This is a genomic window from Myroides fluvii (assembly GCF_009792295.1).
GTDB lineage: Bacteria > Bacteroidota > Bacteroidia > Flavobacteriales > Flavobacteriaceae > Flavobacterium > Flavobacterium fluvii_A.
In genome coordinates, this window is the sequence record NZ_CP039934.1 from 3,659,959 (window position 1) to 3,673,887 (window position 13,929).

At 36.3% G+C, this 13,929-nt stretch carries 13 protein-coding genes; 5 read left to right on the top strand and 8 right to left on the bottom strand.

Annotated elements, in window-relative coordinates; translation table 11 throughout:
* Nucleotides 1-87 precede the first annotated feature (87 nt).
* On the top strand, nt 88-2,280 hold the full coding sequence (locus tag FBR08_RS16175; RefSeq protein ID WP_158963956.1) for a S9 family peptidase: 2,193 nt from the start codon (nt 88-90) through the stop codon (nt 2,278-2,280).
* A gap of 195 nt (nt 2,281-2,475) precedes the next feature.
* On the opposite strand, the gene FBR08_RS16180 is transcribed toward FBR08_RS16175, so the two are convergent.
* Both FBR08_RS16180 and FBR08_RS16185 read right to left on the bottom strand, forming a co-directional pair.
* Nucleotides 2,476-3,003, bottom strand: coding sequence for a hypothetical protein (locus FBR08_RS16180; RefSeq protein WP_158963958.1), 528 nt, complete (start codon nt 3,001-3,003; stop codon nt 2,476-2,478).
* A 113-nt stretch (nt 3,004-3,116) separates the two neighbouring features.
* Nucleotides 3,117-4,661, bottom strand: coding sequence for a helix-turn-helix domain-containing protein (locus FBR08_RS16185; protein WP_158963960.1), 1,545 nt, complete (start codon nt 4,659-4,661; stop codon nt 3,117-3,119).
* Nucleotides 4,662-5,274: 613 nt separating this feature from the next.
* Here FBR08_RS16185 and FBR08_RS16190 point away from each other — a divergent pair.
* On the top strand, nt 5,275-5,838 hold the full coding sequence (locus tag FBR08_RS16190) for a hypothetical protein (RefSeq protein WP_233266149.1): 564 nt from the start codon (nt 5,275-5,277) through the stop codon (nt 5,836-5,838).
* A gap of 63 nt (nt 5,839-5,901) precedes the next feature.
* On the opposite strand, the gene FBR08_RS16195 is transcribed toward FBR08_RS16190, so the two are convergent.
* The gene (locus FBR08_RS16195) at nt 5,902-6,288 is read right to left on the bottom strand and encodes a hypothetical protein (RefSeq protein WP_158963962.1); all 387 of its coding nucleotides are present in this window, start codon (nt 6,286-6,288) and stop codon (nt 5,902-5,904) included.
* A gap of 313 nt (nt 6,289-6,601) precedes the next feature.
* Here FBR08_RS16195 and FBR08_RS16200 point away from each other — a divergent pair, with 313 nt between their 5' ends.
* Entirely contained in the window at nt 6,602-7,294 is a 693-nt protein-coding gene (locus FBR08_RS16200) for a TetR/AcrR family transcriptional regulator (RefSeq protein WP_158963964.1), read from the top strand.
* A gap of 43 nt (nt 7,295-7,337) precedes the next feature.
* Here FBR08_RS16200 and FBR08_RS16205 read toward each other — a convergent pair whose 3' ends face one another.
* The 3 genes from FBR08_RS16205 to galE all read right to left on the bottom strand — a co-directional run bounded on the left by FBR08_RS16205 (nt 7,338) and on the right by galE (nt 9,664).
* Entirely contained in the window at nt 7,338-7,979 is a 642-nt protein-coding gene (locus FBR08_RS16205) for an HdeD family acid-resistance protein (RefSeq protein WP_158963966.1), read from the bottom strand.
* Nucleotides 7,980-8,134: 155 nt separating this feature from the next.
* On the bottom strand, nt 8,135-8,626 hold the full coding sequence (locus tag FBR08_RS16210) for a DUF4199 domain-containing protein (protein WP_158963968.1): 492 nt from the start codon (nt 8,624-8,626) through the stop codon (nt 8,135-8,137).
* 21 nt (nt 8,627-8,647) lie between these two features.
* The gene (galE, locus tag FBR08_RS16215; protein WP_158963970.1) at nt 8,648-9,664 is read right to left on the bottom strand and encodes a UDP-glucose 4-epimerase GalE; all 1,017 of its coding nucleotides are present in this window, start codon (nt 9,662-9,664) and stop codon (nt 8,648-8,650) included.
* Nucleotides 9,665-10,127: 463 nt separating this feature from the next.
* On the opposite strand from galE, the gene FBR08_RS16220 reads away from it, so the two are divergent.
* A complete protein-coding gene (locus FBR08_RS16220; protein WP_158963972.1) occupies nt 10,128-11,528 on the top strand; it encodes a glycosyltransferase in 1,401 nt (466 codons plus the stop codon).
* Nucleotides 11,529-11,602: 74 nt separating this feature from the next.
* On the opposite strand, the gene FBR08_RS16225 is transcribed toward FBR08_RS16220, so the two are convergent.
* Both FBR08_RS16225 and FBR08_RS16230 read right to left on the bottom strand, forming a co-directional pair.
* Nucleotides 11,603-12,061, bottom strand: coding sequence for a PaaI family thioesterase (locus tag FBR08_RS16225; RefSeq protein WP_158963974.1), 459 nt, complete (start codon nt 12,059-12,061; stop codon nt 11,603-11,605).
* A 54-nt stretch (nt 12,062-12,115) separates the two neighbouring features.
* Entirely contained in the window at nt 12,116-13,099 is a 984-nt protein-coding gene (locus FBR08_RS16230; RefSeq protein ID WP_158963976.1) for a hypothetical protein, read from the bottom strand.
* A 251-nt stretch (nt 13,100-13,350) separates the two neighbouring features.
* On the opposite strand from FBR08_RS16230, the gene FBR08_RS16235 reads away from it, so the two are divergent.
* Nucleotides 13,351-13,929, top strand: coding sequence for a hypothetical protein (locus tag FBR08_RS16235; RefSeq protein WP_158963978.1), 579 nt, complete (start codon nt 13,351-13,353; stop codon nt 13,927-13,929).

The window sequence follows — 13,929 nt, forward strand, 5'->3', positions numbered from 1 at the left end:
AGATTGCAAACACAACTCCCCCATCATATTGGTCACAAAAGAGAAAAGTCCTACCTTAGTACACGATAAAATTAATCACACAATAGCATGAAAAAAATACACTTACTTGCTCTGGCTATACTTTCGAGTAATTGTCTACTTGCGCAACGCAATTTGACTATACAAGAAGCAACCTTGGGGCAGTATACTTCTTTTGCTCCTGCAAAGATTACACAACCTAGCTGGAAAGACGCCAACACGTTGACGCATTTGAACGCTAAACGAGACAGCATGTTTATTCGTCCGGTTTCTACTCAATGGAGTTCGTCTTTTTTACTTACTACTACAGACTTAAATCAGGCGTTAGGACAATCGATTACAGAAGCTAAGTTCAAGGTTACTACTTTTCCTTCTGACCTGGTTTGGAAGAGTGAAACCATTTTCGCTTTTTCTATTGTTGATACGGAGTCTAAATTCAGATGGTTGCTCCAATACAACACCAAAGATAAAAAAGCAGAAGTAATCCAAAAGGTACCTGTTCAGGGCCAAGAGTATACACTATCTAGAAACAGCGATTATGTCGCTTGGTTAAAGGATAACAACATTGTAATTGGCGATAAAAAAGGCCAAGTAATCGAGGTAACTAACGATACGGATTTGGCGATTGTCCATGGTAGTTCTAATACACACCGCAATGAATTTGGCATCAACAAAGGCATGTGGTGGAGTCCAAAACAAGAACAGCTGTTGCACTACAGTAATGACCAATCACAAGTAACCGATTATCCGATGACTCAATGGAATCCGCGGGTAGCTGAAAATAAAAACATCAAATACCCGATGGCAGGCATGACTAATGAGCGTGTTTCCTTGGTTATTTATGATGTATATACGCATCAAAAAGTTACTTTACAAACAGGAGATGCAGATCATTTCTTGACGATGGTCACTTGGGATCCTTCGGGCAACTATGTTTATGTTGGGATTTTAAACCGCGAACAAAATCATTTAAAACTAAACAAGTACAACGCGGCAACTGGTGTTTTTGAAGCTACGTTATTTGAAGAAAAATCCACTACCTATACCGAACCCTCACAAGGTTTAATTTTCAATCCGTCGGATAGTAAAACCTTTCTTTATCTTTCTGAAAAAGGCGGTTATCGTCAACCGTATTTATACACAACCACTGGAAAATTGGTACAAGCTTTGGGACATGAAAATGTGATTATAGAAAGCATTTTAGGTTTCGACAAGGACGGTAAGAACTTGTTTTACACTGGAATTACCAATCAAGGTTTGGACAGACAAGTGTTTAAAGTAAACATCAAGAAAGCAAAAACAGAACAGCTTACCTCGCGTACAGGTACACATGAGGTAGTTTTTAACGAAGATAAATCAGCATTCTTAGATTCATTCAGTAGCCTGGAAGTTCCCAACAAAGTTTCCATTGTACAAACTTCTAATCAAAAGGAGCAAGAATTACTCACTGCTAAAGATCCTTATCAAGGGGTGATTAACATGCCGAAAATGGAATTAGTTACGTTGACAGCTGCTGATGGAAAAACACCATTAAACGCTCGTGTTATCTATCCTACTAATTTTGATGCTTCCCAATCCTATCCTGTAATGGTTTATGTGTATGGAGGACCACATGCGCAATTAATAACCAATAATTGGCTAGGAGGTTCTTCCTTATTTTTTCACTATATGGCACAACAAGGTTATCTTGTATTTACCGTTGATAACAGAGGTAGTTTCAATCGCGGACGAGATTTTGAACACGTAATTCACCGTCAATTAGGACAACAAGAGATGGCAGACCAAATGATTGGTGTCAACTACCTCCAATCACTTCCCTATGTAGACCAAGAAAAAATAGGCGTTTACGGGTGGAGCTTTGGTGGTTTCATGACGACAACCTTATCTGTGACGCATCCTTCTGTTTTTAAAGTTGGCGTTGCTGGCGGTCCTGTAATGGATTGGAAAATGTACGAAATTATGTATGGAGAACGCTATATGGACACTCCTCAGGAAAACCCAGAAGGTTATGAACGTACAAGCTTATTAAATAAAGCAGCGCAATTAAACAATAAATTATTGATTATTCACGGTGCTCAAGATCCTGTTGTTGTACAACAACATTCTATGCAGTTTATCGAAGCATGTATCAAAGCCAATAAGCAAGTGGATTACTTCTTATATCCTACCCATGAACACAATGTACGCGGAATTGATCGCGTTCACTTAAATACTAAAATCGCACAATATTTCTTTGATTATTTGGCTAAGCCAAGACACTAATCAAGCCAATAGATTAATCAAACAGCGGATAATTCTTAGAGTTATCCGCTGTTTTTTTAATAAAAAGAGCCTGTATACGGATATACAGGCTGTTTTTTTAATAAAAAGAGCCTGTATACGGATATACAGGCCTGACAAACTAAAAAAACGCATCAATTCTTACTCTAGTGAATAAGTAATTTTATTTTCTATTTTTTAACAGAGAAACAACTCCAGTGAATTGGACTTAATTTCAACCATCTGATTATCTGTATATAACAAGTTAAAGATCAATTCATCATCGCTCCATAAAGAGGATACACCTAGTTGTTCCAATCGCTCTTCTATCAACTCCTCCAAACTATCAACATCCGCATAACAAAGGGAGTTTAGCCAAACAATATGCCCTTTTCGCTTTCCTTTAGTAATCTCAGCATATTGGTTACCCGCCTCATCTTCTGCAAAAACAAACAAATAATCGGATAGAATGCAATCTTCATTGCGCTCGATAATATCCCATAGCTCATCGTACCCATCTAGGGTATACCAATGTAGCGCTGTCATCTCTGTGCGTATGAAAGCTGTATCTTGTTGCGTTGAATATTTCATCTGGGCTTGAATTAACAGTAATTTGCGCATTTCTTCTGAGAAGCTAAATCGACGTTGTAGTGCATTGATTTCACTTCCTACAGCCACTGTTACTCCAGAATCGACAAAGAAGACGTGTTTGTGATAATGATCCATAGTTTTTTTTTTGACTACCTAAATTTCATCAAAAAAAATCAATTTACAAGTAAGAAACCAATGAGATAACCATTTAATAACCTACCTAAAACATGGAAGTGTTTTTCCTAAAGCTAATTTTTATCTTTTATTTGTTCAATAAAAGTAGAAGGAGAAATACCTTTAATACGTTTAAAAGTAATGGTAAAACGGCTGTGAGAAGCAAAACCACACAGATCTGCTAAGTAGCTGATTTTGTACTTTAGCGTTTCGGGTTTTTCTTGTAATAATCGCACAATATAATCGATGCGAAGCGTATTGATATAACTAGAAAAATCTTGCTGTTTATGGTGTTTAATCACATAAGAAACATAACGGTGATTAACACCGATCTGACTTGCTAGTTTACTCAGCGATATTTCGTGTCTGAGGAATTCTCTTCTTTGTTCAAACAATTGAATTCCCTTTAAAATCAATTCTTCCGTTTCTCTTGAAATGTAATTGTGATCAACAACTAATTCCTCTTGCTTAGTTACTTTTTCATTTTGCGTAACAACAACTGGCACTGCAGTTTCGGGTGTGATTTTCTTCTTTTTTACACTGATTTTGTTGTACTTGCCTTTTCGATAGTAAAACAACGAGATAAAAACAAGAATTCCACCTCCGATAGACAACGTATACAAGACGTAATTTCTATATGCATTTTTCGTTTCTCCTTCCTTTTCATAATAGGATCCTACGAGAAAATCTGCAATCTTAGTTTGTACGCTCAGCTCTTGTTCAATCAATTTCATATAATTTTCATTGTAGAACACGTATTTTTCATTATCTCCGATTTGCTTTGCATATTCGATAAAAGATGCGAGCACTTGTTTTTTGAGCGCTAAGAAATCAGCCTGTTCCCCTACTTCTTGTGCCTTATTTAGGAAAGAAAAAGACGTTTCATAATCTTGTCCAATTAAATGAGCCATCCCTAAACTATTGTAAATAAAGCCTTTTAGAGGACTTTGGGGAGAAGAAGAATGTTGAAGTTCTTCGAGGGCCCTGGTTAAAGTTTGAATTGCTTTTGTCGTCTTTTTTAAGCGGATATAATTCTCCCCTAACAGTTGATCCGTACTTGCTAAATGGAAGAAGCGCAATTTAGGATCAGTTATTTTGCTAAACTCTATACGCCCTTCTTTTAAGCACGTAATGGCCTCTGTATACAAAGCAGCATTCATGTGATAATACGCTTGTTCCTGCAATAAATTTCCCTTTAAAATACTCAATTCTAAAGGATTTTGAACCAAATTACTCCAGTATATTGCTTTGATTAAAGATAACTTACCTAGGGTTTCTATGCCATTTTCGCGATATAACGTCGACAATGCACCTTGTATCCTGGCTTGTAAGTTGGGGTATTTGCTTTTTTCGGCCAAACTATCTGCTCTTTTCAGCGTAACAATGGCGCGTTCTCTGTTGCCATATTGCCGTAATAAAGCGGCGCGTAACATATATACTTCAATCTGTTCTTTACTCGTTGTAGACGCTTGTTCAAGCTTTGTTAGATAAGATAGAGCATTCTGTGGAGTCGATGTTGAAACCACCTTAGTAGTTTGCTGATACAAACTATCAAAGGTGTTATTTTGAGCATGGCTAGCTGTGGTAACCAGAATACAAAATATGATTCTAATGTTCATTAAAATTGTAATTTTTAAGCGAATACAACATGCGTAATTGCTTCTATTTATGATAACTATTAGTCGTTTACAGGATAATTATTCGTTGCTAGCAGGCCTATTACCTACTCTTATTTAGGGGAACTAAGTTAAAGCAACTCAAAAAAGCCTATGTACTAAACATAGGCTTACTATGAAACACAAATATAATAACACAATAATCAAAATGGGGACTTGAATTTATTTCAATGTAGATTTATTGCATATCGAATTTAGTGCTCGCAATTTGATATTAAATTTATTATTTTATATAAAATAAAATAATCATTCACATTTCTTTTACAAATATTTAACTAACATTCTACAAATTAAAGAAAATGACTTTACGAATTGCGTAATACAACAAGTAACAAAAGAGTTAGTAAATTAAAATTCAGCACCTTATACCTATTAAAAATTTTACGACACGTGCTAATCTTTTAATTTAAAACTTGACAAAAGGGAGGATTAAAACAAGGGAGAATTAAAATAGTAAGAAAAAAAGCGTTTTTTTCACCTCTTTAAAATTGCAACTAAAATATGGATTTCACAAGGCTTTAGTATTTTTTTTCCTCTTTTCCCACTTAAAAAAAGAATGCATTCCCACCAAAAAGGAACGGATGCATTTAAAAAAAGCGTATATTTAAGTGAAAAAGAAATTATTTACGCTATGAAACCAATCGAATTAACCACGGAAATCCAACTTTTCTTGGATTACAATGAGCCTTTAGTGCTCCAAGTACATGCTATTATTGACCAGCAAGCAGAGCTTATTCCCCTTTTTCTCACTAGGGATGAAGCAACTCACTTAAGTGTCATCTACAGCAAACAACTTTCCAAGTTGCTCAAAAAAAACGAACATCATTTAGAAGCTTCTATAGGAACTATTTCCGATCTATTCTTTGGAGGTCAAGATTTTACACAGTTAGACCAACCTTTAAGCAATACAAAGTTACCTACTGTCAAGTACTTGTTGATAGAACTAAGGAAAGAGGATAAGAAAGTACAATTGCTCAAAAAAGTAACGCAAAAACAACTTATAGCAGGGCGTCAACAGCAATTAATTTCCACTTCTCCTCCAATAAAACAGCGCAATGTATTCGATCTAACCCCAAAAGTAAAAGCGGTTTCAATCGGCAACCATACTTTTATTGCGTAGATTATCTGCATGTACTAGTGATTCATTATAAATACCCTTCTGTGCATCGATAAGCATTGAGGATCACTCTCTGGTTGCATAAACTGTATATTTTAGATTTCCTACTGCGTATAGTATTTCTAATTTATTATTTGTCAACTGGATGTAATTTGTTTCTACTGCATCGGAATTCATTAACGCGTTGTCTTGATGCTCCTCGAGTACAATTTCAGACAATGAGGGGATTTCATGCGCGAAGTAAAAGTTAACCTTATCCCCTATTTTCACCACTCTAACTGTGCTAAATTGACATTGGATCATGGTCTTGTCCTGTTCAAAAAGCACAGCGCCTGAATAATGGCGGATAAAGAATTTAGTTTTTGTCACATCTCTATTTATAGGTCCTGTAAAACACCATAAAATGAAGACCGTAACAATTGCGATGCAAATTCTTTTTGTATCATTTTTCATGGTCAATCACTTTGTTTATTTCATTCTTTTACTTAGAATCAAATAGTGTACTAAAGTTGATTTTTTATATGTAATTTAACATTTTTATTTTTCGCTTTGCCTCAAAATAAAATGGATCAAGAAAAGGAAATAAGAAACCGCTTTACAAGTGTTATCCCTTGTATTTGCGAATTTAGGATTAAAAGTAAATCAGAAAATGCGTTTGAATTATTTTTTTCTACATTTGACAAAGTAAGCTATAGATTTTCTTATTTATCGATTTGTATAGCATAAAAAATTGGTCGTAGACCATTCTCCCCTTAATTTATTGAATATGAAAAGTAAAAAAGAAACAATACCCGATCCGATTCCAGCAGATGCTCCAGCAAAAAAGAGAAAGGTTTCTTCTGGGCCAATACGAGACAAAGCGCGCACCATGAATAAAATGATTGCTGCAGTAGGTAAAGTATTGCAAAAAAAAGGTTATACTGGACTAACTGCTCCAAATATTGCGAAGGCAGCAGGCGTTGATAAAAAACTTGTTTGGACGTATTTCGGCGGTATTGATAATTTAGTAGAAGAATATATCAGTCAGAAGGATTTTTTTAAGAGTACAGCGAAGTCTGATATCGACTTGTTGTTACAAGATCCAGATAAATTAACTCAATATCACATCAATCAGCTTCTTCAAAATCAATTTGACACCCTTTTGACCAATCGAGCGCTTCAGCGCATTATTCATTGGGAAGTAGGAGAAAGCAACGACATATTGCGCAAAATAGCCGATAAACGCGAAGAAATTGGGGAAGAGCTATTCTCCAAGACGATTCCATCTTTTGAGCATTCTAACGTTGATATTAGAGCGCGTCTTGCTTTAGTCATCAGTGGAATATATTACTTAACTCTACACGCCAAGAACAATGGCAGTAAGTTTTGTGGTATTGACATCAATACAACAGAGGGTAAACAGCGCATATCGGATGCCATTCAAGAATTGATTTCCGATGCCTATGACAAAATAAAATAAAAAGAGGATCATATGATCCTCTTTTTATTTAGCTATAATTTACTTATTCTTTATCCATTGCTTTTCGAATTTCCTCTTGAACGGCTTCCCATTTCTTGGTTAATTCATCACTGATTTTAGCGCCTTTATTTTTCAGCTTTTTGAGTTTCATTCCGTACAAAATACTAAACAACCCTAAAGTCATAATTGAGAACGCTGTCCAATAGACGATTGTAAAAGCTCCCGCTTCTAGATTAGTCATCATAAAAACAGCAAACAACAAGCCTAAAATTCCAAAGAGAACCATTGGAGAGATTCCCTTTACGCCATAATTGCTTAATTCAACAGCCATACTCAAACTTCGCACCGAGCGGAACAACAAGATACACCCAACGTAAATGGGCAATACTTGTAAGGTAATTGCCGGTTTACTCAACAAGATTAAACCTAATACGATATCAACTATTCCCGAGAACAAAATCCATCCCCAACCGTCCAATTGCTTTCTATTACTCAATGCAAAAGCTACTTCTGCAATACCAGAAAAAAAGAACAACCAACTAAACAACAAGGCTAGAGATACATAAGAGGCCACAGGGGTCATCATGATAAATACACCTGCGATTATAAATACAACTCCTAAAATTACGGGAAGATACCAGTGTTTTACATTTTGTTTAATTCGATTTAAAATAATACTACTCATAATGTTTTCCTTTTCTTTTAAAGGTACAACTTTATTGTCTTTTGCAAAAATTTTTTTAAACATTCATTAGAACAACAATAAAGCACCATAATTCGCATTAATTTCACCAAAAAACACTGGGATTAATCTTGCTCCTCGTCTTCGTCTTTCACAGCCTATTTTTTATTTGCTTTTGATCGCAAAAAAATCATAATAATAGCAGTAGTAATCACACCCATCATGAGCGCCATTAAGAAGCCCTGTCTAGCGTAGTTACCATAGTTAAAGTAGCTGGTCGCATCTGCTTCATTAGCATAGAAGCCCAATTCTACAGCTCGTTTGATGACAGTAGGAAAGAATTCTGGCGTAATGACATAACTTGTAATCCACTGTGTTAATGGGCTTAAAATAGCGATAACTAACGAAAGTACAACCCCTGACAACATGCCTTCTCCATAGTTCATATCACCGTCATAAAAGTTTTTTTTCTTGTCTTTCAGCGCTAAAACCATTAGGACAACAGCTGGAATGGCGAATAAATTCGTTAGATACAAATGATAATCAATATAAGGGCCATGTAGTCCAGCTACTTTTTCTAGTACCATCCACAATAGGCCTACAATTGAAAAAATAATGCCCCACTTTATTTCAATGCTAATCTTTTTCATCCGTTTACATCAAATAATATTTTAGTATTTTCTCGATTTTTTTTCCCAGTTCCACGCACTAGCTAACATATCATCCAGTGTTTTTGTTGGTTTCCAACCTAATACACGTTCAATTTTAGCTGTATTTGCCCAAGCTTTATCTACATCACCAGGGCGTCGTTCCACTATTTCATAGTTAATTTTTATTCCGCTAACGCGTTCAAAAGAATGTACTAGTTCTAAGACCGAGTAACCTTGACCATTGCCGACGTTAAACACTTCTATTTGCTCTGTATTCTCATTTTTAAACAGATATTCCAGGGCTCTTACGTGTGCATCAGCCAAATCCACCACGTGAATATAATCGCGGACGCAAGTACCATCTGCAGTATCGTAATCCTTCCCATAAATAGATAAAAACGGGCGAACTCCAACGGCTGTTTGGGTGATATATGGAATCAGATTGTAAGGTACTCCTTGTGGAGATTCACCGATAAATCCAGACTCATGTGCTCCAATGGGATTAAAATAGCGCAGTAAAACAGCTTGTAGCGGATAAACCTTAGCTAAATCTACGATTATTTCCTCGCCTACTTGCTTGGTATTGCCATAAGGCGATAAGGCCGTTTTAATTGACTCTTCTTCTGTGAGGGGCATAACCTCTCCTTGCCCATACACCGTACAAGAAGAACTAAAAATCATCTTGTTCAAGCCGATGTGTTTCATGGCAGCTAACACATTAATTAAAGAAAAGAAGTTGTTTTCATAATATTCCAACGGTAGTTTCATACTCTCCCCTACAGCTTTTGAGGCTGCGAAGTGAATCACTCCCGCAATGTCTTGATGCGCATGAAAGAATTGATGAACGGCTTGTTTATCGCGTAAATCTAACTGTTCAAATGTTGGCACTTGTCCTGTGATGCTTTTAATTCCCTCAAGAACAGTGATGGACGCATTAGACAAGTCGTCAACAACAACTACCTCATAACCTTTCTCTTGCAAAGCTACTACGGTATGAGACCCTATAAATCCTAGTCCACCTGTTACTAGTACTTTCATTCTATTCATTTTATTCATTCTAAAAAAGTTTCATTTTCAAAGATAAAAGATTTTTACACGTTTAAGTCGTAAAATTTCAATAGCTATTTAACAAAAAAAAAAGGGGTAAATAACAGAAATAACTCGCTCTATGTTGCTTGACCTGCTGGAGAAAAGCATTCGAGCATTCGCGTTTTGCGTATTTTTTATCTTTTCTTGATGTTCCTTCTGTTCTATTTCAACAATTTTTTCATTTGCAGTCTTTTCATTACTTACTCTTGGACTTAATCTAAACAATGTGTTGTCCAATTCAACAATATGGGGAAGTCCTTTTGCCAAAAACACCGTAAAACCCCAGTAAAATCAAATGGCACACATCTTGTGCAATACTAAGGAGAGAATCTATTTTTCTATGTGTTTCTACATTGTACTCCTAGCGATGAGTCAAAAACAGAAACGCCTTTTTATACTAAACGACATACTTATGAAAACTAACAAAGTCCCCAAGCTTGCGTATTCATCCCTAGACACTTCGCAAAACTCGAATAAACAATCTCGATTTAGTCTCACCGATTATTTGGTGTTGGTCCTAACCTTTGTCTTACTATTCAGTAGTGTAGCGATACTTTATCGCTTCCATCCTTACTTTGAGCGAATGCAATTGAAGCGCTTAGAAGGCTGGGGTGGGCAACTATTCTTTGGGTTAAGCATGGTTCTTTTAGCGGTTCAGCTCTTGTTTTTGCTTTACATTTTTTATCAATACTTCAAATACAAGCCCGTTGCTCCTGTTGGAGACAGTGAATTGCCTACTTGTACTGTCATTGTTCCCGCCTATAATGAGGGGCGTTTGGTTTACGATACGCTATTGAGTTTAGCACAGAGTGACTACCCTGCGGACAAGTTGGAGATTATTTCTTTTGACGATGGCAGTAAGGACGATACCTGGGCTTGGATGCAAAAAGCAAAAGCAGTTTTAGGATCCCGTGTTGAAATTTTTCAGCAACCCCGCAATAGGGGAAAAAGACATGCGCTATATCGCGGATTTAAATTAGGTCAAGGCGAGGTATTTGTAACGGTTGACAGTGATTCTATTGTAAGAACAGATACGTTGAGACAATTAGTGAGTCCATTTGCGCACAATGCTTTGTGTGGTGCTGTAGGTGGTAATGTATTAGTGCTAAACACCGAAGATGGTATTATTCCCAAAATGCTCAATGTTAGTTTTGTCTTTAGCTTTGAATTTATTCGATCTGCCCAAAGCGCGTTAAACAGTGTATTGTGTACCCCAGGAGCATTAGCTGCGTACCGAAGAGAAGCTGTTATGAACTGTTTGGAACAGTGGATTAATCAAACTTTTATGGGTACCCCTTCTGATATTGGTGAAGATCGCGCCATGACCAATATGATTTTAAAACAAGGCTATCATGTGTTATTTCAAAAAAACGCTTATGTGCTGACCAACACACCCGAAAATTTCAAGGGATTATACAAAATGTTTATCCGTTGGGAACGCAGTAATGTGCGAGAAAATATCATGATGAGTAAATTTGCCTTTCGCAAATTTAGAACTGGTTCAACCCTTGGGCCGCGTATTTTACTTTTAAACCAATGGTTAAAGGTCATATTGGCGTATCCGATGATGCTCTTGATGTTGTACTTGATACTTAGTTACCCCATCATGTTTATTAGTAGTGCCTTAGCCGGCATATTGGTATTTTCTTCTATTCAGGTTTTATTTTATGCAAAGAAATACAACCTTAAAGATTCCTTTTGGGCGTATACCTATAGTATTTTTTACACGTTTACCTTATTTTGGATTACCCCTTATGCCATTGCTACAGCAAATCGAAGCGGTTGGTTAACGCGAACCCTTCCCACGAAATAGTAAATTCCATAGTTTTTTAAAAAAAAGCGAGTCCTCCTTTTGAGATCACTCGCTTTTTTATTCCTTTGAATTACTTATTCTTCTTTTAATCGAATGGCTAATATTTCACCCGTTGCACAAAGTATATCTCCTGCAGACAAAGTCATATCTACCCATATTTTCCTTCCCTCAATACTTCTTAGTGTCCCCTTGAGTAGTAAAGGTACTCCCATCGGGGTCATCGCTTTAAAATCTACTTTTAAAGAGGCGGTCACACAACGAACAGCGAGAGGTTCTACTAAGGGGATTTCCTCTTCTAAACAGGCAAAAGCAGCGGCAGATCCCGTGCCATGACAATCTAGTAAAGAAGCTATTAATCCCCCATATACACTACCTGGTAAAGCTGTGTGTTCTGCTTTTGGAGTAAAATGTGCAATCGTCCCTCCTGCTCCATCGAGATACGTTTTTAATTGATGTCCCGTTGGATTTAACTTTCCACATCCGTAACAATGTGCTAAATTTTCTGGATATAAGTCTTGTATTGCCTTTTTCATCTTGTATTTTTTAGTTGAGCCAAGAAGGTAAGTATTTTTAACTACTTGATAAAACTATTGCAGCTTAAATTCTTCCAATATAGCTTTATACCATTGATAAGCGCGCTGAAAATCTCCTGCCTCTGCATGGTGATTGGCTTGCTCTAAAAGTTTTTCTTCGGTGGATGAACCGCTGTTGATCAAGCGTTGTATCTCTTCCTCATAGGTTCGTTTACTCGTGCGAAATCCTGCAATATGCACATAGTCCGCTTCCACATAGAGGTATTCAAACTCTTTTTTATAGGCTTCCGCTAATTGCCATTTTTGATCTTCAATAAAGGTATGCAATCGACGGAGCAATTCATGAGGATAGCTTGCTTCTACAATAGAGACGACAGATTCTAGATTCCAATCGTTGTATTTCTTCTGCTTAAAAGTCATATGATTGGGATACAAATCCTCTCGTGTCGTATAGGTTTTCTCGACATACTGTATAAAATCAACTTGTAATGCCTCAGGTAATTGTGCCAACTGATTTTTAATATTTCGCTTTTTAAATACAGGAACACAACTGCCCCACACCTCGGGTTTACATTGAAAAGAGAGGTGAACGATATGCATCTTTTGGTTGAACAAGATGATGTAAGACAAAGGCATAGTTGCACCATGTTTTTGACTACAGTAAAAAAGGGGAATAAAAACGGCATGCTTCCAATTGTAGGTTTTAAACCAAACCGCTTCACTGTAAAACATCAACATGGAAGATTCATAACGCGGGTGTTCATATACGAAAGAAGTCTCTCCCACATCGCTGTTTAGCTTTAACGTTATCGTTGAGGGTAATCCGATATAATCAAACGCACGTTTGCTGTCGTAATTATTACAAGCGGCACTTACTTTCATGTACAAACTCGTTTCTCCGTCTTCATCTAACCACATTTTCACAGCTGTCACTTCATCTTGATTTAGGGCTTGTCCATAGTGAACCGCAGATCCCAATAGAAAAAAACAGATACACCACACCCATTGCTGCAGGGTAGAAAAAAGCTTTTTCATCATTTCTTCTCTTTTTTAATATCAAAACTAACGCTATATATTCAAAAATAGTACAAGATGCATACTGATTTTTGACAATCCGCGATTTAATTATGCAACCGGGTCTCATTCTTATATTAATCACATCTTTTTTGCCAATAGTTCTAAAAATAAAAATAAAAATTTCTTAAAAAATCTATTTCACAATGCTTTTTTATAATAATAAATGACTTATATTAGAGCTCTATAAAATTTTAATACATAAAAGTTAGTAAATGAAAAGAACAAAACGTATTTTTCTGGTTGCCACCCTAGCGCTAACGAGTACTGTTTTTGCCCAGGGTAACATCAAAACTATAACAAATCAATTTTCTACATTATTCAACAAGTCCTCTAATTATCAGAATTTTAAAATTGTCGATAAGCAAAGTCTTTTGGATTTACAACAGAATGTAGAAGATTCTCTTCGCCAATATAAAAATAATACAGCGGCGAATCAATCGCTGATTGAACAGCATAAAAAAGAGCTAGAAACTGCCACACAAAAACTAAATACTGCAGAACAGGAGTTGAAAACTTCTTTAGCAAAGGAAGAACACTTCGATTTTTTGGGTATTACTGCTGATAAGAACACGATACAAACTGTAATTTTAGCAATTTTTGCTTTTCTATTTGTTCTTGTTGCTCTTTTCTACTACCGCTTTAAAAAATCACATGTAGATACTAAGGATGCGCTCAAAAAATTAAAAGACACGGATGAAGAGTTTGAAGAATTCCGCAAATTGTCATTGGAACGAGAGCAGAAGATCAGAAGACAACTTCAGGATGAAATCAATAAAAACAAGGTTGACTAA